This is a genomic window from Nonomuraea sp. NPDC005983 (assembly GCF_040614375.1).
Lineage (GTDB): Bacteria > Actinomycetota > Actinomycetes > Streptosporangiales > Streptosporangiaceae > Nonomuraea.
Genome location: NZ_JBEXUP010000001.1, coordinates 183199 through 205756 on the forward strand (window position 1 = coordinate 183199; position 22558 = coordinate 205756).

21 protein-coding genes and 3 pseudogenes are annotated in these 22558 nt (G+C 69.9%); 12 read left to right on the forward strand and 12 right to left on the reverse strand.

Annotated features, from left to right (window positions below; all coding sequences use genetic code 11):
* Nucleotides 1-2559: PQQ-dependent sugar dehydrogenase (locus tag ABZ297_RS00885; RefSeq protein ID WP_355337251.1), on the reverse strand; the 2559-nt coding region annotated here is incomplete at its 3' end.
* 252 nt (nt 2560-2811) lie between these two features.
* Nucleotides 2812-3267 carry a hypothetical protein gene (locus ABZ297_RS00890; RefSeq protein WP_355337254.1) on the reverse strand — a complete coding sequence of 152 codons (456 nt, stop codon included), beginning with the start codon at nt 3265-3267 and terminating at the stop codon, nt 2812-2814.
* Between the two features lie 139 nt (nt 3268-3406).
* Between ABZ297_RS00890 and ABZ297_RS00895 the strand changes: the two genes are divergently transcribed.
* Entirely contained in the window at nt 3407-4288 is an 882-nt protein-coding gene (locus tag ABZ297_RS00895; protein ID WP_355337257.1) for a proline dehydrogenase family protein, read from the forward strand.
* A 240-nt stretch (nt 4289-4528) separates the two neighbouring features.
* Here ABZ297_RS00895 and ABZ297_RS00900 read toward each other — a convergent pair whose 3' ends face one another.
* Nucleotides 4529-5017, reverse strand: a complete 489-nt coding sequence (locus ABZ297_RS00900) for a MarR family winged helix-turn-helix transcriptional regulator (protein ID WP_355337260.1) — start codon at nt 5015-5017, stop codon at nt 4529-4531.
* A 113-nt stretch (nt 5018-5130) separates the two neighbouring features.
* On the opposite strand from ABZ297_RS00900, the gene ABZ297_RS00905 reads away from it, so the two are divergent.
* Together ABZ297_RS00905 and ABZ297_RS00910 are read left to right on the forward strand one after the other, a co-directional pair.
* On the forward strand, nt 5131-5979 hold the full coding sequence (locus ABZ297_RS00905; RefSeq protein WP_355337263.1) for an alpha/beta hydrolase: 849 nt from the start codon (nt 5131-5133) through the stop codon (nt 5977-5979).
* A 110-nt stretch (nt 5980-6089) separates the two neighbouring features.
* On the forward strand, nt 6090-7349 hold the full coding sequence (locus ABZ297_RS00910) for an FAD-binding oxidoreductase (protein WP_355337499.1): 1260 nt from the start codon (nt 6090-6092) through the stop codon (nt 7347-7349).
* Here the strand turns inward: ABZ297_RS00910 and ABZ297_RS00915 are convergent.
* The 3 genes from ABZ297_RS00915 to ABZ297_RS00925 all read right to left on the reverse strand — a co-directional run bounded on the left by ABZ297_RS00915 (nt 7306) and on the right by ABZ297_RS00925 (nt 9594).
* The gene (locus ABZ297_RS00915; RefSeq protein ID WP_355337265.1) at nt 7306-7521 is read right to left on the reverse strand and encodes a hypothetical protein; all 216 of its coding nucleotides are present in this window, start codon (nt 7519-7521) and stop codon (nt 7306-7308) included. The genes ABZ297_RS00910 and ABZ297_RS00915 overlap by 44 nt on opposite strands.
* Nucleotides 7522-7613: 92 nt before the next feature.
* A complete protein-coding gene (locus ABZ297_RS00920; RefSeq protein WP_355337267.1) occupies nt 7614-8138 on the reverse strand; it encodes a hypothetical protein in 525 nt (174 codons plus the stop codon).
* Nucleotides 8139-8385: 247 nt separating this feature from the next.
* Nucleotides 8386-9594 (reverse strand): site-specific integrase, encoded by a 1209-nt coding sequence (locus ABZ297_RS00925; protein ID WP_355337269.1) that lies wholly within the window; start codon nt 9592-9594, stop codon nt 8386-8388.
* A 307-nt stretch (nt 9595-9901) separates the two neighbouring features.
* On the opposite strand from ABZ297_RS00925, the pseudogene ABZ297_RS00930 reads away from it, so the two are divergent.
* Nucleotides 9902-10317 (forward strand): annotated as a pseudogene (locus ABZ297_RS00930) (YciI family protein).
* Nucleotides 10317-11531 carry a sigma-70 family RNA polymerase sigma factor gene (locus ABZ297_RS00935; RefSeq protein ID WP_355337272.1) on the forward strand — a complete coding sequence of 405 codons (1215 nt, stop codon included), beginning with the start codon at nt 10317-10319 and terminating at the stop codon, nt 11529-11531. Before ABZ297_RS00930 ends, ABZ297_RS00935 begins: the two are co-directional and overlap by 1 nt.
* Before the next feature lie 504 nt (nt 11532-12035).
* Here ABZ297_RS00935 and ABZ297_RS00940 read toward each other — a convergent pair.
* A complete protein-coding gene (locus tag ABZ297_RS00940) occupies nt 12036-12695 on the reverse strand; it encodes a carboxymuconolactone decarboxylase family protein (RefSeq protein WP_355337275.1) in 660 nt (219 codons plus the stop codon).
* A 28-nt stretch (nt 12696-12723) separates the two neighbouring features.
* Nucleotides 12724-13542 (reverse strand): SDR family oxidoreductase, encoded by an 819-nt coding sequence (locus tag ABZ297_RS00945; protein WP_355337278.1) that lies wholly within the window; start codon nt 13540-13542, stop codon nt 12724-12726.
* Nucleotides 13543-13637: 95 nt separating this feature from the next.
* Here ABZ297_RS00945 and ABZ297_RS00950 point away from each other — a divergent pair, with 95 nt between their 5' ends.
* Complete coding sequence (locus tag ABZ297_RS00950; RefSeq protein WP_355337502.1) at nt 13638-14303, forward strand: TetR family transcriptional regulator; 666 nt, start codon at nt 13638-13640, stop codon at nt 14301-14303.
* A 401-nt stretch (nt 14304-14704) separates the two neighbouring features.
* Here the strand turns inward: ABZ297_RS00950 and ABZ297_RS00955 are convergent, their stop codons facing one another.
* Together ABZ297_RS00955 and ABZ297_RS00960 are read right to left on the reverse strand one after the other, a co-directional pair.
* On the reverse strand, nt 14705-15070 hold the full coding sequence (locus tag ABZ297_RS00955) for a hypothetical protein (RefSeq protein ID WP_355337281.1): 366 nt from the start codon (nt 15068-15070) through the stop codon (nt 14705-14707).
* Between the two features lie 233 nt (nt 15071-15303).
* Nucleotides 15304-15564: pseudogene (locus tag ABZ297_RS00960) on the reverse strand (hypothetical protein); the annotation flags it as partial.
* A 2-nt stretch (nt 15565-15566) separates the two neighbouring features.
* Here ABZ297_RS00960 and ABZ297_RS00965 point away from each other — a divergent pair.
* From ABZ297_RS00965 to ABZ297_RS00990, 6 genes and pseudogenes are all read left to right on the forward strand, one after another.
* Nucleotides 15567-16025, forward strand: a pseudogene (locus ABZ297_RS00965) (SigE family RNA polymerase sigma factor); the annotation flags it as partial.
* 34 nt (nt 16026-16059) lie between these two features.
* On the forward strand, nt 16060-16272 hold the full coding sequence (locus tag ABZ297_RS00970; RefSeq protein ID WP_355337515.1) for a hypothetical protein: 213 nt from the start codon (nt 16060-16062) through the stop codon (nt 16270-16272).
* Nucleotides 16273-16629: 357 nt separating this feature from the next.
* A complete protein-coding gene (gene proC, locus ABZ297_RS00975) occupies nt 16630-17424 on the forward strand; it encodes a pyrroline-5-carboxylate reductase (protein WP_355337284.1) in 795 nt (264 codons plus the stop codon).
* 234 nt (nt 17425-17658) lie between these two features.
* On the forward strand, nt 17659-19020 hold the full coding sequence (locus ABZ297_RS00980; RefSeq protein WP_355337287.1) for an efflux RND transporter periplasmic adaptor subunit: 1362 nt from the start codon (nt 17659-17661) through the stop codon (nt 19018-19020).
* The gene (locus ABZ297_RS00985) at nt 19017-19712 is read left to right on the forward strand and encodes an ABC transporter ATP-binding protein (protein ID WP_355337290.1); all 696 of its coding nucleotides are present in this window, start codon (nt 19017-19019) and stop codon (nt 19710-19712) included. Before ABZ297_RS00980 ends, ABZ297_RS00985 begins: the two co-directional genes overlap by 4 nt.
* Nucleotides 19709-20893: an ABC transporter permease gene (locus tag ABZ297_RS00990; protein ID WP_355337293.1), complete on the forward strand. Its 1185-nt coding sequence runs from the start codon at nt 19709-19711 to the stop codon at nt 20891-20893. The genes ABZ297_RS00985 and ABZ297_RS00990 overlap by 4 nt, the downstream gene beginning before the upstream one ends.
* Nucleotides 20894-20897: 4 nt before the next feature.
* Here ABZ297_RS00990 and ABZ297_RS00995 read toward each other — a convergent pair whose 3' ends face one another.
* Nucleotides 20898-21638 carry an ABC transporter permease subunit gene (locus ABZ297_RS00995; RefSeq protein ID WP_355337296.1) on the reverse strand — a complete coding sequence of 247 codons (741 nt, stop codon included), beginning with the start codon at nt 21636-21638 and terminating at the stop codon, nt 20898-20900.
* Nucleotides 21635-22525 carry an ATP-binding cassette domain-containing protein gene (locus tag ABZ297_RS01000; protein WP_355337299.1) on the reverse strand — a complete coding sequence of 297 codons (891 nt, stop codon included), beginning with the start codon at nt 22523-22525 and terminating at the stop codon, nt 21635-21637. Before ABZ297_RS01000 ends, ABZ297_RS00995 begins: the two co-directional genes overlap by 4 nt.
* Between the last annotated feature and the right edge of the window lie 33 nt (nt 22526-22558).

Sequence of the window (22558 nt, forward strand, 5' to 3'; positions counted from 1 at the left end):
GTAGTTGTCGGCTGAGGAGTAGAGGGTGTAGGACAGGCCGCTGGCGTGTTCTTTGGTGAGGATGGTGTGGTAGCCGCCGGTGGTGGTGGGGTTGACCCAGGCTTCCAGGGTGAGGGTGTTGAGTTGGAGGCTGGGGCTGTTGGCGATGGTGATCCAGGCGTTGGTGCCGTTGAATGACAGGGCTTTGCCGTATTTGCCGCTGTTGGTCCAGGTGGTGTTGCTGGTGGTGCCGTTGTTGTTGCTGCCGGAGGAGTCGGCCACGGTGGTGCCGGTGCCCTCGTTCATCGCGTACGCCGCCACCAGTCCCGCGCCTCCCGACGTGGGCGCGTACGTCGCCGTATAGGTCGCCGCCGAGGCCGGGGCCGTGATGTTGTGGCTGGCCGCGCCGCCGTCCGACCACGAGCCGAACGTCAGGCTCTGCCCTGACGACGTCTGCGGCGACGGTGCCGAGATCGAGTTGCTCGACCCCACGATGACCGTCCGGGTGAACGGCGTGGTCGTCTGCTCGCTGTTGAACCCGAGCTGCAGGCCCGGCGGGGTGGACTGGAAGGTCAGGTTCACCGTCCTCGGCTGCAGGAGCACGCTCTTGGTGTCGGTCAGGCCCTGCGTGTCCGTCACCGTGAGGCGCAGCTCCAGGTGCGAGGGGTAGTCGTGGTCCGGGGCCTGGAACGAGCCGCTCGCCCCGGTGAACGTGGTGATCTCGTGCTCGTGGCAGGTGCTCGGGCAGTGGTGCAGCACCAGCGTCCACTTCATCCGTGCGCCAGGGACGGTGCCGTCCTGGGCGTCCGTGCCCGTGCCCGAGAAGGTGATCGTCTGCCCGACCGCCCAGGTCGTGGTGGCCGTGGGGGAGTTGATCGTGGCCGTCGGCGCGGTGTTGTTCACGTTGACCGTGACGGACGCGTCACCCTGGCCGCCCTTGCCGTCGCTGGCCCGCAGCCGTACCACGTAGGAGCCCGGCTGGGCGTAGGTGAACGACGGCGAGGCCGAGGTCGAGTCGTCCAGTTCGCCGTCGCCGTCCAGGTCCCAGGCGTAGCTGAGCGAGTCGCCGTCGGCGTCCGTCGAGCCCGTCGCGGAGAAGCTCACCGCCAGCGGGGCGGTGCCCGAGGTGGTGCTCGCGCCGATCACCGCGGTCGGCGGGGTGTTGTTGTAGAGGTAGCGGACGACGGTGCCGTTGTTGTAGTCCACCGCGAACAGGTCGCCGCCCGGGCCGATCTCCAGCTCCGTCGCGCCGATGCCGGAGTCGAAGTTCCTGATGGTCGCCGGGTCGGGAAGGCCCGTCGGGCCCGCGGTCATCACCCAGATGCAGGAGCGGCTGTAGTCCGACAGGAACAGCGCGCCGTCGTAGGAGTCCGGGTAGGCGCCGCCGGTGTAGAACGCCACGCCGCTCGCCGACGAGCCGCCCGCCGGGCAGGGGTCGTTCGGGGCGGGCTGGGTGCTGTGGTTCCAGGAGAAGAACGGCTGCACGTTCGCCCCGGCCCCGGCCGCATAGAGGTTCTCGCACAGCGTCAGGTTGAGGTTGTCGTAGCCGCCCTGCCTGCCGGGGCCCTCGTAGCAGGGCCAGCCGAAGTTGGAGACCGCGGACGTGGGGCTGGCTACCCGGTTGATCTCCTCGAAGGTGTTCCAGCCGACCTCCGACAGCCAGATCTCCGGCGAGCCCGGCCGGTTCGTGATGCGGAACGGGTTGCGCAGGCCGTGGGCGACGATCCTGGCGACGTTGGGGTCGGTGCTGCCGGCGTTCGGATTGCCGGCCGCAGCAGCCCCCGTATCCGGATTTATGCGGATCAGGGTGCCGTCCAGGCCGGCTGGGTCGCCGGACGTGCGCACGTCCTGGGCGCGGAGTGCGCCGCCCTCCGCGGCGGGAGGCGACAGGGCGGTGCCGACGGGCGACGGCGGGTCGCCGCACGGGTTGTCAGGGGTGACGTCCGAGCTGGTCAGATTGTCCTGGCCGTAGTCGGCGAAGTTGAAGCTGGCGCCGTCGCCGCCCGAGGCGTAGAGCATGCCGTCCGGGCCGAACTGCAGATCGCCGATCGAGTGGCTGGGGTGCTGCTGGCACCAGTCGGTGATCAGCGGCGTTTCCGCGCCCGTGGGCGAGATGACCGACAGACGGCCGGTGATCAGGCAGCCGTCCCCCGTCGGTCCCGGCGGGGTCGGGCACGGGTCGTCGGTGGCGCCCGCCGTGCCCCAGCGCGGCGCCACCCCGCCCGGAACCGCGTCGTAGGAGTACAGGACGTACAGCCGCGGGTCCGCCGGGAAGTTCGGGTGCAGCGCCATGCCAAGCAGGCCCCGGTCCCAGAAGTTGTGCACCTGGGTGCGCAGGTCCGCGTAGACGGACGGGGTGGTGTCCGTGAGGGAGTCGAAGACCTTGATCAGGCCGCTCTTCTCAGCGACGAAGACTCGTCCGTCACTGGAGAACTCCAGGTTGGTGGGGTGGTTCAGGCCGCTGAAGACCGTCTGTTTCTGGAAGGCGCCGGGCAGCGCCTGGGCCGCCGGGCTCGCCAGGACCACCAGGCCGACGGTCAGGAGAAGGATCGATGCCAGGGCGCTGCCAAGCCGACTCACGGTTACCCCCAGGTAAGCGCAGCGTCACCCGTGGCGCCCCCGCCGCCTTGGGCCTGATCGATGTATCGCAGTAAATCGATCAGTTGTCACGTGCCATGTCCGATCCCGGACAGGTCGAATTTCGGGGGGTTACGAGCCTGGGGCGTGCATGGGCAGGCGGTGCGGGGGCGGGCTTGGAAGGGCGGCCAGGCGTGGGCTTGGCAGGGCCGCCCTGGGCGGGCCTAGGGAAGCGCGGCCCGGATCGAAAGGACGTCAGGGCTTGGCGCCGTCGACGAGCTTGCGCTTGCCGAGGGGGGACTTGAGGGTGACCGTCGTGGTCTTCTCGATGGCGATCATGATGCAGGAGACGTTCTTCGCCTTCGGGGCGGTGCCCTCGTACAGGGTGATCGTCACCTGCTTCGGCGTCTCCTTGACCTTGACCCGGCCCAGGACGGTGCACGGGGCCACACCTGACCACCAGGTCAGCGCGATCTTGCGACCGTTCGCGATCGGCTTGGCCTTGGTCCAGCGGACCTTGTGGGTGTTGATCGTCTCACCCGTGGGCTTGACCGGCTCCGGTCCCTTGGGCCCGGTGGTGGGCGTCGTCGTCACCGGGGTCGCGACCACGGACGTCGCAGGACCGGAGGACGCCGCGCCCTGCCCGGCGGCGGCATCGGCCCCGCAGCTCGTCGCGAGCGCCAGGCATCCGGCGAGAAGAGTCGCTGTCATAGTCCGCATACTTCTACGACGGACGCGACCGCCGCCCGGTTCAGCACGCCGCCAGGGACCGTCGGGTCGAGCACGCCGAGTGGACTGATTCGGCGTCCAGATAGAGCCGTCGTCCCGCCGGGACGGCTAGGGTTGGGACGTGCTTCGTCAGGCCATGCTCGCCGTCGCCAGGAACGAACGCGCGGAGCGCGTCGTGTCCACCTCGCCGCTCACCAGGGACGTGGTCAGGCGCTACGTCGCCGACGACGTGCACGCCGTCGTGGCCGAGCTGGCCCGCGAGGGCCTGCTCGTCACCGTCGACCACCTCGGCGAGGACGTCACCGACCGGGCCAAGGCCGAGGGCGCCGTCCGGGCGTACCTGGCGCTGCTCGACCGCCTGCCCGCCGGGGCCGACGTGTCGGTCAAGCTCACCGCGCTGGGCCTGCGGCTGTCGGAGCAGCTCGCGCTCGACAACGCGGCAACCGTCTGCGAGGCGGCCTCCGTCCGGGGCGTCACGCTCACGCTCGACGCGGAGGAGCACGACACGATCAACGGGCTGCACTCGGTCCACGCCACGCTGCGCAAGGAGCACCCGGACGTGGCCGTCGTCGTCCAGGCGTACCTGCCCGACTCGGAGGAGCGCTGCCGGAAGCTCGACGGCGCGAGGGTGCGGTTGTGCAAGGGTGCCTACACCGCGCCCGGCGGTTACGGCTCGGCCGCCGACGTCGACCGCTCGTACGTCCGGTGCCTGAAGGCGCTGATGGCGGGCACCGGCTACCCCATGGTGGCCACGCACGACCCGAGGCTGGTGGAGATCGCGTCCGCGCTGGCCGTGCTGAGCGGGCGCGACGCGACGGCCTTCGAATACCAGATGCTGTACGGCGTCCGGCCGGACGAGCAGCGCCGCCTGGCGGCGCTCGGCGCGCAGGTGCGGGTCTACGTGCCGTACGGGTCCGACTGGTACCCGTACCTGATGCGACGCCTGGCCGAGCGGCCCCGCAACCTGGCCGTCTTCGCCCGGTCCCTGCTGAGCCGGTCCTGAGGGGGCGCCACCGGCCTGAGCCCGCGGCAAGGCGTCGCACCAAGGCCTCGCGCGTTAGCCGGGTGAACGCCCGACCGGTAGATGGGTCTTGCAAACGGTCGTTTGTTGGACCCTTCGCACCGTGGGCGCGGCGGGCTGCGGTCTGGGGGGGCGTGTCCATGCCGGGGTCGCGGCAGCACGCCGACCCGGCGATCCACCCGTACACCCCGGCGCAGTACACCCGGCGCCGTGCCGGCACGCCTACTGCGGGGGGGACGCGGTCGGAGTGCCAACCGCTTCGAGGGCGATGACCTGTTCCAGAGCGCGCCGCAGCATGGTGACCTGGTCCCTACCGAGAAGCCGAGACCATCGCTGCTCGACGTCCGCGAGGATCCGGGCGGCTGCGGCCTGGGCCATCCTGCCTTGGTCAGTGAGCCGGATGATCTTCGCGCGGCGGTCGGCCTCGTCGGCGACCCGCTCGAGGTAACCGTGATCCTCTAGTTCGCCGACAAGTTCGCCGATCGCCTGCTTGGTGAGTCCGGAGCGTTCGGCGAGCGTGGTCAGCCGCGAACCTTCGGCGTCGATGTACCGGAAGACCGAGCCGTGGACATACCGGATTCCCTCGAACCCTTCGTCGGCCAGCTGCTGGTGAAGTCCCTCGAGCGCAATATCCCTGACCTGTGTGAGCAGGGTGGGGAGTGGCAGCTTCGGCTCATGTCGCCGCTGCCGCGTTCCTGAACGCGTCGTCATAGTCGTGCGGTCCTTCTTTCAGGCGAGTTCGTCAGGCTGCTTGACAATATTAGCCGGCATGGTGGTAAGGTCACCTGACTGTTAGGGAGCTTGACTAATTTCTGGGGGACGAAATGCCCAGCATTGCCGAACGGCGCGAGCAGTTCGCGGCGATGTTCACCCGGCCCTTGCCTGCGGACGTCGACTCGTCGGCGACGACACTCGGCGGGCGGTCGGCACTGGAGCTGCGGAGGGCGGCGCCCAGCACGGCGGGCGAGGACGTGCTGCTGTATCTCCACGGCGGCGGGTTCGTGGTCGGGTCGGCGCGTGTCACCGCCCACGTCTCCGCCGCGCTGCTGCGGCACTTGGACGGCCGGGCGGTCTCGCTCGACTACCGGCTGGCGCCCGAGCATGCGTTCCCGGCCGCGCCCGATGACTGCCTGGCGGCCTACCGCGAGTTGCTGGACTCCGGTGTCGACCCGCAGCGGTTGGTGGTCGCGGGCGACTCGGCCGGTGCCGCTCTGGCTGTCGTCACCATGATGCGCGCCCGGGACGCGGGCCTGCCGATGCCGGCGGCGGCGGTCCTGTTCTCGCCGGCGGTCGATCTGACCCTCAGCGGCGCGAGCATGCGGTCCAAGGACGGGGTGGACCCGTTCTTCGCTCCGGCCGATCTCGAGTGGCTCTTCGATCGGTACCTCGCCGGCGGTGACGGTGCGGCGCCTGAGGCGAGCCCGGTCTTTGCCGATCTCACCGGGCTGCCGCCCCTGCTGATCCAGGTCGGCTCGAGCGAGCTCCTGCTGGACGACGCCGTACGGCTGGCCGGCCGTGCCGGGGCCGACGAGGTCGCGGTGACGTTGGAGGTGGTTCCGCGTCAACCGCACGTGTTCCAGCTCGACGACGAATCGGCCGAGGCGGCAGCGGCGCTGGAGCGTGCCGGCCGGTTCCTGGCCACCCGGCTCGGCGGCGAGAAGGAGGAATCATGAACCGGCTGGCCGATCAGGTGATGGGGCCGGTACTCGCGCCCCGCGACGAGGGGTACGACGAGGAACGCGCCGGTTGACAGACCGCCCGCCGGCATCGTCCCGACCTGGTGGTGGGCGCCGCCGGACCCGCTGACGTGCAGGTGGCGGTGACGTACGCGAGCGGCCGCGGGCTCCCGGTGGCGGTGCAGGGCACCGGGCATGCCTCGGCGGCCGTCGCCGCCGAGGGCGGAGTGCTGATCACCACCGCGCGGATGAGCGCCGTCCGAGTGGACGCCTATGCCGGCACCGCATGGGTGGCCGCGGGAACACGCTGGGATCAGGTGATCCACAGGGCGGCACCGGCCGGGCTGGCACCCCTGTCCGGTTCGGCCCCGCGCGTGGGCGCGGTCTCCTACACCCTCGGCGGTGGCCTGGCCGTGCTGTCCCGGACCTTCGGTTACGCCGCCGACCACGTGCGCGGCCTCGACGTCGTCACGGCGGACGGCCGCCTGCGGCACGTCACCCGGGACTGCGAGCCGGACCTGTTCTGGGCTCTGCGCGGCGGCCGGGACAACTTCGGCGTGGTGACCGGAATGGAGATCGATCTGATGCCGGTCACCACGCTGTATGGCGGAGTACTGGTCTTTCCCGTTGAGAAGGCCGCCGATGTGTTCGGCACCTACCTGCAATGGGCGGCCACAGTGCCGGAGGCGATGAACTCCTCGGTCGCGCTGATCTCCCTGCCGGACGTTCCAGCGATCCCGGAGCCGTTGCGCGGCCGTCACACCGTCCATATCCGCATCGCCTGCGCGGCCGGCGATCCCGGAGCCGGCGAGCGCCTGGTGGCGCCGCTGCGGGCCATCGGCCCGATGAGAGACACCCTAGGTGAGCTGGCCTATGCCGAAGCCGGGTCGATCTACAACGACCCCGTCGCACCGGGTGCGGTCGAGTCGGGCACGGCCATGCTCGGCGAACTCGACGCCACTGCCGTGCAAGCCATCCTCGACCTGGCAGGCCCCCATGCGCCGGTGCCGCACATCGTCGAACTGCGTCACCTCGGCGGCAGGCTCGCCCACCCGCCCGCCGTGGACAATGCCGTCGGCAACCGCGATGCGCGATACCTGTTCAACGTGGTGTCCCGGCTGGAACGCGCCGACATCACCCAGATCCGGCCGGCGCACGCGCGCATGTTCGAGGCGATCGCGCCATGGAGCACCGGCGGCCAGTTCCTCAACTTCATGAACGGCGAGAACGCCGCCACTCAGGTGCGCTCCGCCTACAACGCCACGGACTACCGGCGGCTGACCGGCCTTAAAGCCGTCTACGACCCGGAGAACATCTTCCGTCTCAACCACAACATCCCACCCGGTCGAGGGCCAATCCGGGATTGAGGGGACTACTCATGGTCAGCAACATCGCCACTGTGCTCGCCCGGACGCCCAGCAGCGGCCCGGCGTGCGGGTAGCGCTTCCCGATCTCGGTCGGCGTGTCGTCGCGGACCAGCGTGACGCGGGTCAGGTCCCGCATCCGGGGCGTCAATGCCTTGCCGACCAGGTCGAACAACGCAAAGTTGATGAGCGTGGTTATGTGGACAAGTCAAGGGGGCGTCGTTGGCGGCCTTGCCGAGGTCCGGCATCCGCATCTGGCCCCCGCACTCAGTCACTGGCCACGGGCAGACCTTGGCCGTCGCCGAGAATGGCGGCGGCCTCCTCCAGGATTCCAGCGAGCTCCACAGCCGGGAGTTCGGCCACGAAGACTGTTCCTGCATGCTCAGGATGCTTGAGCAGGTGCGCCTCGCGCCAGAACTCCAACGTGATCACCAAGTCGTCCTCATCGCGCCAGAGGAACGATGTCACGTTGTCGGTCGTGGGTCCCCAGCCCCAGCGGCCGAAGAATCCGAACTGCTCATACTCCTGTTCGCCGTCCATGATCTCGGCCAGGAGCCACCGGTGGGTGGCCGCTGGAGACAATTCGGCGAAGGGCCGGGCAGGAACATGTCCGGAGCGCACCCCGGCTGCGGTGCGCGCCACGTAGTGGCGGAACTGATTGACATAGGCCATGTTGTCGTCGCACGTCAACCACTGACCGGCGGCCCACAGGTCCACACGGCGCAGCGCCTGGCCGTCCCAGTCGCCGACCTCTACAGCAAACCGGTGCTTGTCACCCAGAAGTCCAGCCACCCGAGCACCTCGACAAATTATCGCCCCACACACAAACGAGACTCGCCCCGTCCGGAACCCCTAAGGCAGGCGCAATGTCGACATCACGCCCGGGATTGATGGCAAGCCTAGATTTGCCGATGATCGAGATCCTCGACAACCTGGACATGTTGTTCCTGCCCCACCTCGACCTCACGACGGTCGAGATGGGTGGGATAACCCTGGGGGCACCGGCGGCCAGGGTTCCACGCCGGAGCATCATCGAGGCTCAGTCCTCCGTAGTCACCCGATACCACAGCGGGGCCGGCTCGCATGGACCCTCGGCGGGCAGACGCAGGCAGTGGCCGAGCTCGAGCTCGGTCTTGAAGAAGTTGGTCTTCAGCCAGTGCACCGCTTCCTCGGGCAGGACGCCGGACTTCACGTCGAGCGCGGCCGGCCCGGCGATGACCGCGCCGGGGGCCAGGACGGACTTGTAGTCGCGCAGGACCTCCTGGTCGCTGATCTGGGCGTAGACGAGCGCCATGGAGACCGAGGAATGACCGAGGACCTTCATGATCGTGTGGAGCTTGGCGCCGCGCTCGGCGAGCTGGGTGTCGACCGTGTGCCGGAAGCGGTGGGCGGAGATGGTGCCCCGGACGCCGGTGCCGTTCTTCTTGCCGCCCGGGACGACCAGCCCGACCTGCATGCAGGCTTGCTGGATCGGGGTGTTGAACAGGTAGTAGAGCGACAGCAGCTTGCCGTGGTTCATGAACAGGTAGCGGACCTGCTCACCGGTGCGAGGGTCGGTGAAGGGACGCTCCGGGCCGTTCTGGCGCAGCTCGATGAGCCTCTGGAGCGCGTCGGCGGCGTCCTGGTGCAGCGGGACCATCCGCTCCTTGTAGGCCTTGCGGCCGGGCAGCCGCAGCCGCGGGGTTCCGTCCGGGTAGTGGTCGAGGCAGTCGACCGGCAGGTGCCGGATCTCATCGCGGCGGGCTCCGGACCAGCGGGCGATCAGCAGTGCCGCCCGCTGGAACGGGCAGGTGATCTGGTTAATGACGGGCATCACCAGGTCGAGTTCGTGGTCGGGGATGAAGCGCGGGATCCGCTGTTGTGTCCTGGGCGCATCGCGCGGGGTGATGGGTGCAAAGCCGGGGACGTCGTCATACTCCCAGGCTGAGGCGTCCCGGAACATCAGGGACAGCGCGGAGATGCGCTGGTTTCGGGTGACCGGGCCCAGTGGCTTGCCTGTCTTCTCGGCGGGGGTCTGCGCCAGCGACTCGGCCCAGGCCAGGCAGTGATCGCGGGTGACGTCGGCATAGGAGACGATGCCGGGATGATGCTCGGCGAGCCACTCGCCGAACTTGCGCAGGGCGATCTCCAGCTTCTCCACTGTCAGGGGTGCGTCGGTGAGCCGCCGGGCGGCCAGCCACTTGTCCGCCACCGCCTCCTCGGCGTCGGCGGTGAAGACCTCGATCGAGAAGCTGACCTGATTCCGCAATATCGACGGCCACCTGCTGGATCTAACCGGGACCCCGAAAGAAGTCACTGAGCGCGTCCCGAATGCTTTTCCCCAGATCTGTGTGAGCGTCGCCGCCTTCCAAAGATGCGACGATAAGCTTTCTGATCAGCAGGGCGTCCGCGTTCAGCCATCGCTCAGGGGCCGCTCTGACAGGCGAAACGCGGGTCGGAGGGATCGGCTGCGTCGCGGCGAGAGATTTCTCCGGGGCCGTGTTGATCCGCGGGCCGCTCGTTCGACGTGTGGGTGCGAGGGCCGAGAGGCGGCCCCGCCGGACGAGGAGAACGCGATGCCGAAGTACCTGCTGATCATGCGGGGCACCGACGAGTCGAACGCGGCCATGATGGCCAACATCGACGAGATGATGGCCATGACCCGCCAGTTCATCGAGGAGATGGCCAAGGCCGGCGTTCTCCTCGCGGCGGAAGGGCTGGACGATCCGGGTCAGGGCGTCGTGGTCGACTTCAGCGGCGAGGCCCCGGTGGTCACGGACGGGCCGTACGGCGAGACCAAGGAACTGTTCGGGGGCTTCTTCCTGCTCGACGTCGCCTCGAAACAGGAGGCGGTTGAGTGGGCCAAGCGGGTCCCGGTGGCCCCCGGCTCCAAGATCGAGGTCCGGCGGGTGCCCGGGAGCAACGAGGTCCCGCAGGTCGACGAGTGATCATCAAGGACTGGGCCGGGCGCGAGAGCAACGGCCAGATCTGATGGGTACGGCCGATGTCGAGGCCGTCTGGCGGATCGAGTCGGCGCGGATCGTCGCCGCGCTGACCCGGTTCACCGGCGATTTCGGGCTGGCCGAGGACGCGGCCCAGGAGGCGGTGGCCGAGGCGCTGGTGTCGTGGCCGCTCGCCTCTCCGGCCAATCCGGCCGGCTGGCTGATGGCCACGGCCCGGCGGCGGGCGATCGACGCGATCCGCCGCCGGACCGCCCTCCAGAACCGATACGCCCTGCTGGCGGTCGACTCGGCGGCTGACGAAGAAATCGATCCCGACAAGATCGATGACGACGTGCTGGCGCTGATGTTCGTCAGCTGCCACCCGGTGCTCTCCCCCGAGGCCCGGGTGGCGCTGACCCTGCGCGTGGTCGGCGGCCTGTCCAGCGAGGAGATCGCCCGCGCGTTCCTCGTACCCGTGCCGACCGTGCAGGCCCGCATCACTCGGGGCAAGAAGACGATCGCGGCGGCCGGGGTGCCGTTCGAGCTGCCGCCGGCCGCCGAGCGCCGGGAGCGGCTGGGCGGCGTGCTCAGCGTCCTCTACGTGATCTTCACCGAGGGGTCGACGGCCACGTCGGGCGATCGGCTGCTGCGCCCCGACGTCGCGTACGAGGCGATCCGGCTGGCCCGTACGCTGGCCGCGCTGCAGCCGGACGAGCCGGAGGTGCACGGCCTGCTGGCGTTGTGCGAGCTGACGGCCGCGCGTTTCCCGGCCCGGACCGGCCCGGACGGTTCGCCGGTCCTGCTCGACGAGCAGGACCGGCGGCGGTGGGACTTCTCGGCGATCCGCCGTGGGCTGGCCGCGCTGGCCAAGGCATCGACTCGCGGCCTCGGCCCCTACGGCCTGCAGGCCGCGATCGCCGCCACCCACGCGTCGGCGCCGTCGGTGGAGGCGACCGACTGGGACCGGATCGTGGTGCTCTACGAGGCACTCGGCCGGGTCGCACCCTCGCCGGTGGTCGAGCTCAACCGGGCCGTCGCCGTTGCCATGGCCTCGGGCCCGGCGCAAGCCCTGGCCATCGTGGACGAGCTGATCGCCTCGGACCGGCTCCACGGTTCGCATCTGATCCCGACCGTACGCGGTGAGCTGCTGGCTCGACTCGGACGGCGACCGGAAGCGCGCGCCGAACTGGAGCTGGCGGCCCGGCTGTGCGCCAACCAGCGCGAACGCTCAGTGCTGCTGCGCAAGGCGGCCACGCTGAGCTGACTTCTCCAGCTCGGCCAGTCGGGACTCAAGCGCGGCCCGGATGCCGTCGATCGCATCGGCCCCCGACGGGCGAATCCCCGAATGCGGACGGCGGGAGCGCGGCGAACCCGGAGAGAAACTCGCCCACGGTCGGCGCGTAGACCTCGTCCGGGACCGACCGTGGCTCAGGTGCTTGTCAGGCCAGGGTGGCGCGATGTCGGTGGCTGAGGCCACTGGATCGTCCCGTAAATGCGTTTCCGGGACGGCCTTGTGGAGGACGGACCGGATTCATCCGGCCGACAGAGCACCCTCTCGCGCTGCGAGTCAGCGCGCCGAGCGCCAAAAGCTACACCGGACAGATTGGGCGCACTGCGCCGTTGCTGGCGAGTAACAGCGGTGGAGGTCAACCGCTCGCACCGCGCGGCTCTGCTAACAGGACTTTTCGTTTGGATGCTCGTAATGCCCCGAGTCGAGGATCGCGATCGCCTTGCTCACCGACATCTGCACGAGGACCAACGCGGTCTCTCAGCAGTCAATCCTGAGGAGTCGGGCGGCCGACCAGGCGCGGGCGAGCCCGAATTCGGCTACGCCGCGGAGAAGGTCGTGAAGGGTCTCCTCGCTCGCTCCGGCGGCGCTGGCGAGCTGGGCGTGGAGCTGGAAGGACTCCTCGAGCGTCTGGTAGAAGACATCAACGACCATGCATGCGAGCGCTCGTTCGCGGACGCTGAGGTAGGGGCGAGCCCATCGCTGGGCGAGTTGCTGCTCGCTGAAGGCGGCAAGTCCCGGGGCGGCGGCTTTCAAGCTCTGTACGACTCCGGCCAACGTGCCGTCCAACGCTCCGCCTCTCAGCGGCTGGTGGTCCCTCGCCTCGGGCAGGCCCAACTCTGTCAGGCGCTGAAAGGCGGTAACCACGATGGGGTAGCCCACGTACGGTGCCAGATGCCGATAGAGCTCCCTGATCGATTCGGGGTCGACCCCGCTGGTCAACGCCATTTGAACGTGCATGGCCAACGGGGTTCCCAGGTGCGGGTGGCACAGGTCGGCGGTCAGGCAGATGAAGGCCTTCTCACGCGTGGTCAGGTTCGGCAGGCCCCACAGGTTATGGCCCGCGCTCAAGGCCATCTGCGCGAAGACAGGGTCGAGTTGCGCGAGGCCGTCAGCTCCGGCGAGTTGCTGCTGCGTCATTGTGGTCTCCTCAGGGAGCGCTGGGTGTTCAGGACAGGCCGAGTGCGCGCATGCGCAGAGTGTCGAGTGCGCGTTGGGGTAGCCAGCGGCCGAGAGTGCTCATCAGCCGGGAGCCCTTGCCCACGGGGTAGCGGACGCGGGGGCGGCGTGCGGTCAGGGCGTGCAGGACGGCGCGAGCGACCACATCGGGGCTGGAGCCAGCGCGCTCCTGCTTGAGGCCGGCGGCGACCATGGTCTGGTAGGCATCGCCGTACAGTCGCCTGCCCTGCTCGCCGAGCGAGGCCAGGCGCGGCTCGACCTCGCCTTCGAGCTTGTCGACCGCGTCGGTGTGGATGGAGCCGGGCTCGATGAGGATCGCCTCGATCCCCCACGGCTTGACCTCCATGCGCAGCGCGTCGTTGAGCGAGCGGATGGCGTGCTTGGAGGAGCACAGCGGGCCACCGAAGGGCAGTGTGATCCAGCTGCCCACCGAGCCGACGGTGACCACGCGGCCGCGTGCGGCGCGCAGCAGGGGCAGCATCGCCTGGGTTACCGCTACCTGGCCGAACACGTTGACCTCGTACTGCCAACGCAGCGCGTCCAGCGGGGCGAACTCCATCGGTCCGGTGACGCCGATACCGGCGTTGTTCACCAGCGCGTCCAGGCGGCCGATGCGCTCGACGGCGTCGACGATCTGGTCAGGGTTGGTGACATCGAGCGTGATCGGGGTGACGGTGGGGCCGAGCGCTTCCCCGTCGGCGTCCTTGCGCACTCCGGCATAGACGGTGAACCCCTTGTGCGCCAACAGCAGGGCGGTGGCCCGGCCGATTCCGGTGGAGGCGCCGGTGACCAGCACGGTCTTGGACATCTTTGGGCCCTTCAATAGTTATGCCAACAGCCGTTGGCATAACTATTGCTGGCCGCGGTCCTGAAGTCAACAAGTGTTGGCCTACACTTGTGGGCATGAGGAGATCGGCAGAAGTCACCAAGGCGGCCATCCTGGCCGCCGCCCGCGAGCGCTTCGCCACCGACGGGTATGAGAAAGCCACCATCAGAGCCATTGCCACCGACGCCAACATCGATCCCTCGATGGTGATGCGCTACTTCGGCAACAAGGACAGGCTCTTCGCCGCCGCGGCCGAGTTCGACCTGGACTTGCCCGATCTGAACGCGACTCCGCGAGACCAGGTGGGCACCGCCCTGGTCAGGCATTTCCTCACTCGCTGGCAAGCCGACGACGCCCTGCAGATTCTCCTGCGCACGGGTGTGACCAACGAAGCCGCAGCCGAGAGGACCCGTGTCGTCTTCGCGGCCCAGCTCGCACCGCTCATCATCCACCTGGTCGGCGACCCCGACCAGGCGCCGACCCGGGCGGCGCTGGTGGCCTCCCAGATGCTCGGGATGGCGCTGTGCCGCTACATTCTGAGATTCCCGCCGGCGGTGGCCATGTCCGACGACGAGGTCATTGCCTGGCTGTCTCCAACCATCCAGAGCTACCTCACCGGAGAACGCCCCGACCCTCATCCCTTATCCCGTACATCAAGCGGGACCTCCAACGCGCCATTTACCGCCGAGTACCGCGCGCCGTTCAACTCCGCGAGTCACAGCTCTGACCTGCGTATCCGTTGAAAATTTCGCCGATACTACCGAAACCCCTGGAAGCGACCAGACCGCCTCCCGGCCCTCGACTGCCGGGGAGGCCGAGATCGGCGCTCAGTGGGCCTCGCAGGCCGCCGATGCGGCGCCCGTGCCCGCCTGGATCATGACCGAGCCCAAAGAGGTCTTCGAGCGGGAGGTACGGCGCCGCCACGAGCTCCCGCACCGGCCTGGCCGGGCCCCGATTCCCGACGACGCCCCGACAGCGGCCATGGACCGGGCTTGGCCGGCCCGTGTGGTGGCGGTCCAGCGAGTGAGGGCGGCCCGGGCCGGGGACGGCCGGTGAACCGCCCGGCATTTGGTCGCACCAAGGCAGCGGGTTGTCAGCCGATGAGTGCTGCCCGCCTACAGCGGCCGGGTCATCGGGGAGATGGTCACCACTTCTCCCACTCGCTCGTCTTGAAGCACTTCATCGCCCAGTAGGCGAGCTTGGACGGCCCCGTCCACCCCACGTAGGGCGCGTGTCCCTGCACGCAGCGCATCTTCTTGATCGTGACGGGCTCCCACCTGCCGTTCGTGCACGCCGGGATCAGCTTCTTGATGACCGGCTTGCCGCACAGCCACCGGATGCTGGGACGCGGGCTGGCGGCTTGTGTCCACGCGGCCGTGACGGTCTGCGCGGAGACCGGGGCGGCGGAGACGGTGGCACTCGCCGCCGCCGTGGCCGGCGTCCCCGCGGACAGCGCCAGCGTGAACGCTCCCGCCGCGACCGCCGTCCCGAGCTTGGTGATCGCCCTCATGACTTCTTCCTCCCTTGTCGTGCCGGACGTTGTGCGAGCACGTTAGGACGGCGGAAGTTGAGTTTCTGTTGAGAATCCGTGCAGGACCGAGTCGGCGGTGCCGTGCCGGGGGAGGACACGGCGCCGGGGATCAGCGCAGCGCGTCCCCAGAGAGCGATGTACGGCCCGCTCAGCACGTCCGAAAACATCGGCCGGACGGTAAGCGGGAAATCTCGGCCGGATATGACCAGCACCCGGGTCAGCACGGACCTGGCGATGTCGTACAGCCGCTGGGGAAGCTGAACCACCTGCGCTCCGTCGGTGGCCCGCGGCTTGGGCGGTCAGTTCTCCTCCAGCGCGTCTGGCAGGTGCAGCCTCTGCTCCCTGGCCAGCTCGAGCAGCGTGGAATGCCGCATCGATCCCGTGAAGTGCAGGTGAAGATGTGCCTTGCGGAGCTTGCCACTCAACCTCGGGCGGGCCTCGTGCGTTGAGGAGGGGCGAAAGGGGACCCTCACTCATGACAGATGACGACGAAGCGGCGTTCGACGACTTCCTCGCCGCTCGGAGCACCTCGCTGCTGCGCACCGCGATCCTGGTCTGCGGAGCGACCGAGCACGACGCTGAGGACCTGGTGCAACACGCGCTGGAGAAGGTCTACCGGCACTGGCCGCGGATCAGGCACGGCAGCCCCGAGGCGTACGCGAGGAAGATCGTCGTGAACGCGGCGATCAGCAAGGCGCGGCGGCGCAAGATCGTTCAGGAGATCGCCTTCGCCCGGCCGCCGGAGACCGCCGCCGACGATCCGGACCTCGACCTGCGCGACACGCTCATCAGGGAGTTACGCAGGCTGCCGCCCAAGATGCGGGCCGTGCTCGTGCTGCGCTACTGGGAGGACCAGACCGAATGGAACACCGCCGCCCTGCTCGGCTGCTCTCTCGGGACCGTGAAGAGCCAGGCGGCACGGGGGCTCGCCAGGATCCGCCGGTTTCCTCATGAAGGGGGCCGAGAGCGTGGACATCAACGGCAAGCAGGCGCGACTGGCTACCCTCTCCGAAGACGGCGAGATCGAACCGCGCTACACGGACAAGGGCACGCTCGCAATGGCCTGGAAGCTCCGCGACGGCTTGGCCGTCAAGCTGTTCTTCAGCATCGACCGCTACATCTGGGCCGGAGGCTCGGCCGAGCTGAAGAAAATGGCGGAAGGCATCCGGGCGACCAAGTGATGGGCGGGGCGTAACCGGGGATCAACAATGCGTGATCTTTGAGGAGCCGGCTTGCCGGCCGGCCGCCGCGACTGCGCACGTCAGACCAGGGGGGCGGCGTGCAATTGTCAGAGAAAAGTCACGCGGGTCGCTTCCTGCTTGCCCTGGGCGAAACCGGCACGGGCGGCGGGGACGCGGGTTGCCGGATCCACCAGGTCGACGCCGGAATCGTGGTCGAACGCAGCCAACTCACCTTGCCAGTCCAGCGCGCGAGGTTGCGCTGTGTGGTCAAGGCGTCGGGGTGGTCGGCGTCGAGGATGCGTTCGCAGCGTCGGGGTGGGGTGTCGCCATCGGTAGGCTGCTTGGGGGAGGTGCGACGTGATCGCGATTCTGGGCGCCGGAAAGATGGGCGAGGCCCTGCTGTCCGGGCTGTTGCGGGCGGGGTTCAAGCCGGGCGACGTCATGGCGACGGTACGCAGGCCCGAGCGGGCGCAGGCGCTGCGCGAGACGTACGGCGTGCGGACGGTGTCCAACTCCGAGGCCGCCAAGACCGCCGACACGCTGATCCTGGCAGTCAAGCCGCAGGACATGGCGACGCTGCTGGCCGAGATCGGTCCTTACGTCCCGGCCGATCGGCTGGTGATCACCGCTGCGGCGGGTATCACGACCGGGTTCGTCGAGCAGCGGCTGGGCGCCGATGTGCCGGTGGTCCGGGTGATGTCCAACACGCCGATCCGCTTCGACGAGGCGATGAGCGTGATCTCCGCAGGCGCGCACGCGGGCGAGGAGCACCTCAGGCACGCCGAGTCGCTGCTGAAGCCGGTCGGCAAGGTGCTGCGCATCCCCGAGTCACAGCAGGACGCCGCCACCGCGCTGTCCGGCAGCGGCCCCGCCTACTTCTTCTACCTGGTCGAGGCCATGGTCGACGCGGGCATCCTGCTCGGCATGCCGCGGGCCGCCGCGCTCGACATGGTCACTCAGTCGATCGTCGGGGCCGCGGTGATGCTGCGCGACTCCGGGGAGCATCCGGTGATCCTGCGCGAGGCCGTCACCTCGCCCGGCGGCACCACGATCGCCGCGATCGCCGAGCTGGAACGGCACAGCGTCCGCGCCGCCTTCCTGGCCGCCATCGAGGCTGCCCGCGACCGCGGCCGCGAACTCGCCTCCGGCTGAGCCCACGAGCTGGTCCCACGAGCTGGTCCCACGAGCTGGTCCCACGAGCTGGTCCCACGAGCTGGCCCCACGAGCTGGCCCCACGAGCTGGCCCCACGAGCTGGCCCCACGAGCTGGCCCGGCGAGCCCGCTCGACGGCGTGGCTCGTTCCTGCGGGTTCCGCTGCGCCTGGTGGCGTGGCCAGTCGGGGGCTCGTGGGGTGGGGCGGATGGGGCTGTCCCTACGATGGGTCGGGTGACGCTCCGTCGCGGCTTACCCCCGCTGCTCGTCCTGCTAACGCTCGCCGGATGCACGGCCGACCAGCCGGCCGCCGTCCAGCTCGGCGACGTCACCCGCGCCCCTGTCACCGAGGTCGTCGAGGCGCCCGCCACGATCGGGGCCAGGGCCACGGCGACCCTGCGCTCGCCCGCCCAGGGCACGATCGCCAAGCTGTACGTGCGCGACGGCGACAAGGTCCGCAAGGGCCAGATCCTGGCCCGCATCCGCTCGCCGCAGGCCGAGGCCCAGCTCAAGCAGGCCCGCCAGGCGGCCAAGCCTCCCGCGGTTCCCCGGACGTCGCTCGGCGTTCCGAACGTCCGGCTGGCGGCGTTCGACGGCCGGGCGTTCGACCGCAAGGTGGCCGTGCACTTCGCCAGGGCCCGCGCGGAGGCGCGGAAGGTCCGCGACGCGCAGGCCCGCAAGCAGCTGCTCAGCGCCATCGACCTGGCGCAGGCCCAGCACAGGGCGCAGACCAAGGCCCTGGCGCAGATCACCGCCCAGCTCAACCGCTCGATCACCAGCGTGCTGTCCGGCGTGACGAGCGGCTTCAGCGGCCTGACCTCGTCGATGAGCTCCCTCCAGGCGGCGTCCGCGTCGCAGGCCAGGGCCGCGGTGAAGGCCGCGGAGAGCACGGTGAAGGGGCTCACGGTCAGGGCGCCGTTCGGCGGCGTCGTCACGCTCGGCCACGCCTCGGGCGGCGGTGGCACGGGCGGCCTGAACGGACTGCTCAGCCAGCTGCCCGGCGGCGCGCAGCAGCAGCTTCCCGCCACCGGCTCGGGGACGGGCGGCACGCCGGTAGCGGCGGGCGTCCCGGTCTCGGCGGGCGACTCGATCGTCACCGTCACGGACGTCTCCAAGCTGACGCTCGCCGCCGACATCGACGAGACCGACGTGCTCCTGGTCAAGCCGGGCACCAAGGCGGCCGTCGAGCTGGACGCGGTGCCGGGCGCGAGCTACGCGGCGAAGGTCACGGGCGTCGGCGTCACCCCGATGGAGGGCACGACGGGCGGCGTCAGCTACCCCGTCCAGCTCACGCTCGGCGCGGGCACCTTCGACGACGGCGCCAAGGCTCCCACCCCGAAGCCCGGCATGAGCGCCGTGGCGCGGCTGACCGTCCGCGAGTCGCCCGCCGCGGTCGCCGTCCCGGCCTCGGCGATCGTCTCCAGTGGGCGTGAGAGCGTCGTCTGGCTGGTCGGCAACGGGACTGCGCAGCGCCGCGTGGTCAAGCTCGGCGCCCAGGGCGAGGCGGTGGTCGAGGTGCTGAACGGCCTGTCGGTGGGCGACCGCGTCGTGGTCAAGGGCGCCGACTCCGTACGGCAGGGCCAGCGCCTGCCATGACCGCCGCCCTGGAGGCAGTGGACCTCACCAGGCGTTACCAGCTCGACGGGGTCACCGTCGAGGCGCTGCGCGGCGTCTCGCTCCGCATCGACCAGGGCGAGTTCGCGGCCATCCTCGGGCCGTCGGGGTCGGGCAAGTCCACGCTCATGCACCTGCTCGGCTGCCTGGACCGGCCCACCTCGGGGGTGCTGCGGGTGAACGGGGTGGAGATGTCCGGCCTGTCCGACACGGAGCTGGCCGAGCTGCGCAACCGGACGATCGGCTTCGTCTTCCAGTCCTTCCACTTGCTGGCCAGGACGTCCGCGCTGGAGAACGTGGCCCTGCCGCTGGTCTACCGGGGAGTCGGCAAGGCCGAGCGGCGGGCCAGGGCGCGGGCCGCGCTGGAGTCGGTGGGGCTCGGGCACCGGATGGACCACCGTCCTTCGCAGATGTCCGGTGGTGAGCAGCAACGGGTGGCGATCGCCAGGGCGCTGGTGGGCGAGCCCAAGGTGCTGCTCGCCGACGAGCCGACCGGCAACCTCGACACCCGCAACGGGGCCGAGGTGATGGCCATGCTGGACCGGCTCAACAGCGAGAGCGGGGTGGCGGTCGTGCTCGTCACGCACGAGCCGGAGATCGCCCAGCACGCCAGGCGGCAGATTCACGTCCGCGACGGGCTGATCGAGCTGGACACGGCGGGAGAGCAGCGGTGAGGGGGCGCGAGGCGTTCGGGATGGCGCTGGAGGCGCTGCGGGTCAACCGGCTGCGCAGCGTGCTGACCATGCTCGGCGTCATCATCGGCGTGCTGGCCGTGGTGGTGCTGGTGGCCATCGGCACCGGCGCGAAGGACACGATCGAGCGGGAGATCTCCGGCCTCGGTACCAACATCATCCTGGTCGTGCCCGGCCAGCTCAGCGTGGGGGCCGCGCCGACGCAGAGCAGGCTGAACCTGGCCGACGTGGCGTACGTCAGGCGGGTGGTGGGCGACCCGGCCAAGGTGACGGTCTCGCTCCAGTCGGGCGAGACCGTCCGGGTCGGACGCACCGAGGCGTTCGTCACCGTCGTCGGCACCGACCAGAACCTGACCAACATCTTCGACCGGCCCGTCGGCAGGGGCCGTCACCTCAGCGAGACCGACGTCGACACCCGCCGCAGGGTGGCCGTGCTCGGCTCGGAGGTGGCCGACAAGCTGTTCGGGGACGTCGACCCGGTCGGCCGTCAGGTGTCGGTGGCCGGGGCGCGGTTCCGCGTGGTCGGCGTCTACGCCAAGGTGGGCCAGACCTTCGGGGTCGCCCGCGACCAGGAGGTGCACATCCCGGTGACGACGGCCCAGCGGCTGCTCGGCATCGCCAGGGTCAACGGCATCGCGGTCGGCGCGTCGGGGCCCGACGAGATCGAGCCGCTCCAGGCCAGGGTGGTGGCCGCGCTCGGCACGCGGTATCCGGGCGAGAAGTTCTCCGCCGTCACCCAGACGCAGCTGCTGGGCACGATCGGCAGCGTCCTCGGCATGCTGACGGGCGTGCTGGCCGCGATCGCGGGCGTCTCGCTGCTGGTCGGCGGGGTGGGTGTGTCGAACATCATGCTGGTCAGCGTGCGCGAGCGGACCCGTGAGATCGGGCTGCGCAAGGCGCTCGGTGCCAGGCAGCGGGACGTGCTGGCCCAGTTCCTCATCGAGGCGGTGCTGCTGACCACGATCGGCGGTGTGGTCGGCATCCTGCTCGGCGTCGGCGGCGCGCTGGCCATCCAGGCGCTCACTCCGGTGCCTGCCTCGATCACCTGGTGGTCGATCGCGCTGGCCTTCGGGGTGTCGGCGGCGGTCGGGGTGTTCTTCGGTGTCGCCCCGGCTCGGAGGGCGGGCAGGCTCGACCCTGTCATCGCCCTCCGAGCCGAGTGACCGTTCACGCGTCGCGCCGCTTCAGCAGAACCGCCGCTGCGATCATCGTGACGGCGATCCAGCCGAGGTAGACGCCGTAGCCCGCCCAGGGGCCGAGCGCGTCGCCTCCGGTCGGCGTCGCCACCTGGATTCCGGCGTTGGTCGTGAAGTACTTGTGCACGGTCGCGCCCCACGTGCCCGGCAGCATGGTGGTGACCTGGGGCAGCACCAGCATCAGCATCATGGCCGCGACGACCGCGCCCGGCGTGTGCCGTACCAGCGCGCCGAGCGCCAGGCCGAACAGCCCGCTCGCCGTCAGGTACAGGCCGACCCCGACGACGGTCCGGAGCGCGCCCGGGTCGCTCAGCGTGGCGGCCCCGAGGATCGCCTGCCCCACCCAGAACGTGACGAAGGCGGTGGCCATGCTGACCACCAGCGACACCGCGGTGAAGACGACGACCTTGCCGGCCAGCAGTTTCAGCCGTTGCGGCACGGCCATGAGGGAGACCCGGATCGCGCCCGTCCGGTACTCGCTGGAGATCACCAGCACTCCGAACGTGGCGATCGCCACCGGCGCGAACATGACGCCCGCGAGGGGGAGCCGGACGCCCGCCGCCGCGTCGGGCGGTGGGGAGGACGAGTTGACCACGGCGACGCACAGCAGGACGCCGATCCCCAGCATCAGCAGCGCGGTGGCGGCCAGCGTCCACACCGTGGACCGGACAGAACGGATCTTGGTCCACTCGGACCGGATGATCTCCATCATGACGAGTACTCCAGGCTGTCCTTGGTCAACTCCATGTAGGCGGCTTCGAGCGAGGGCTGCACGAAGGTCAGCTCCTCCAGCGGCAGACCGGCGCGCGCGGTCATCGTGCCGATCTCCAGCGCGGTCACCCCGGTCACGCGCAGGTGGTCGGGGTGCAGCTCGCCCACCTTGACCAGGTCGGCGACCTCGGCCAGGCGGGGCGAGCGCACCCGGATGTAGCCCTGCGAGCTGCGCCCGATGAACTCGTCCACGCTGGTGTCGGCGATGAGCCTGCCCTTGCCGATGACGACCAGGTGGTCGGCGGTTTGCGCCATCTCGCTCATCAGGTGGCTGGAGACGAACACCGCGCGGCCCTCGGCGGCCAGTTTCCGCATCAGCGTGCGGATCCACAGGATGCCGTCGGGGTCGAGCCCGTTGACGGGCTCGTCGAAGAGCAGGATCTCCGGGTCGCCGATCAGCGCGGCGGCGATGCCCAGCCGTTGCGACATGCCGAGCGAGAATCCGCCGATCCGCCGCCCGGCGACCTCGCGCAGGCCGACCAGGTCGAGGACCTCGTCGACCCGGCCGGCGGCGATGCCGTTGCTCTGCGCGATGGCCAGCAGGTGGTTGCGGGCGCTGCGTCCGCCGTGCACCGCTCTCGCGTCGAGCAGCGCGCCGATCTTGCAGAGCGGACGCCTCAACTGGGCGTAGGGGCGGCCGTCGACGAGGACGGAGCCGCCGGACGGCCGGTCGAGGCCGAGGATCATGCGCATCGTGGTGGACTTGCCGGCCCCGTTCGGCCCGAGGAACCCGGTCACCCGGCCGGGCTCGACGTCGAACGACAGGTCCGACACGGCCACGGTCCGCCCGTAGCTCTTGGTCAGGTTCGTTGCCCGAATCGCGGTCATGTGTCCAGCGTGGCCGCTGGAGAGGGCTTTCTC

Bases quoted from the DNA above. Each gene is read 5' to 3' on its own strand.
- ABZ297_RS00890 (WP_355337254.1), bottom strand. From the start codon at position 3,267: ATGACAGCGACTCTTCTCGCCGGATGCCTGGCGCTCGCGACGAGCTGC.
- ABZ297_RS00900 (WP_355337260.1), bottom strand. From the start codon at position 5,017: ATGACGACGCGTTCAGGAACGCGGCAGCGGCGACATGAGCCGAAGCTG.
- ABZ297_RS00905 (WP_355337263.1), top strand. From the start codon at position 5,131: ATGCCCAGCATTGCCGAACGGCGCGAGCAGTTCGCGGCGATGTTCACC.
- ABZ297_RS00935 (WP_355337272.1), top strand. From the start codon at position 10,317: ATGGGTACGGCCGATGTCGAGGCCGTCTGGCGGATCGAGTCGGCGCGG.
- ABZ297_RS00940 (WP_355337275.1), bottom strand. From the start codon at position 12,695: ATGACGCAGCAGCAACTCGCCGGAGCTGACGGCCTCGCGCAACTCGAC.
- ABZ297_RS00945 (WP_355337278.1), bottom strand. From the start codon at position 13,542: ATGTCCAAGACCGTGCTGGTCACCGGCGCCTCCACCGGAATCGGCCGG.
- ABZ297_RS00950 (WP_355337502.1), top strand. From the start codon at position 13,638: ATGAGGAGATCGGCAGAAGTCACCAAGGCGGCCATCCTGGCCGCCGCC.
- ABZ297_RS00955 (WP_355337281.1), bottom strand. From the start codon at position 15,070: ATGAGGGCGATCACCAAGCTCGGGACGGCGGTCGCGGCGGGAGCGTTC.
- ABZ297_RS00985 (WP_355337290.1), top strand. From the start codon at position 19,017: ATGACCGCCGCCCTGGAGGCAGTGGACCTCACCAGGCGTTACCAGCTC.
- ABZ297_RS00995 (WP_355337296.1), bottom strand. From the start codon at position 21,638: ATGATGGAGATCATCCGGTCCGAGTGGACCAAGATCCGTTCTGTCCGG.
- ABZ297_RS01000 (WP_355337299.1), bottom strand. From the start codon at position 22,525: ATGACCGCGATTCGGGCAACGAACCTGACCAAGAGCTACGGGCGGACC.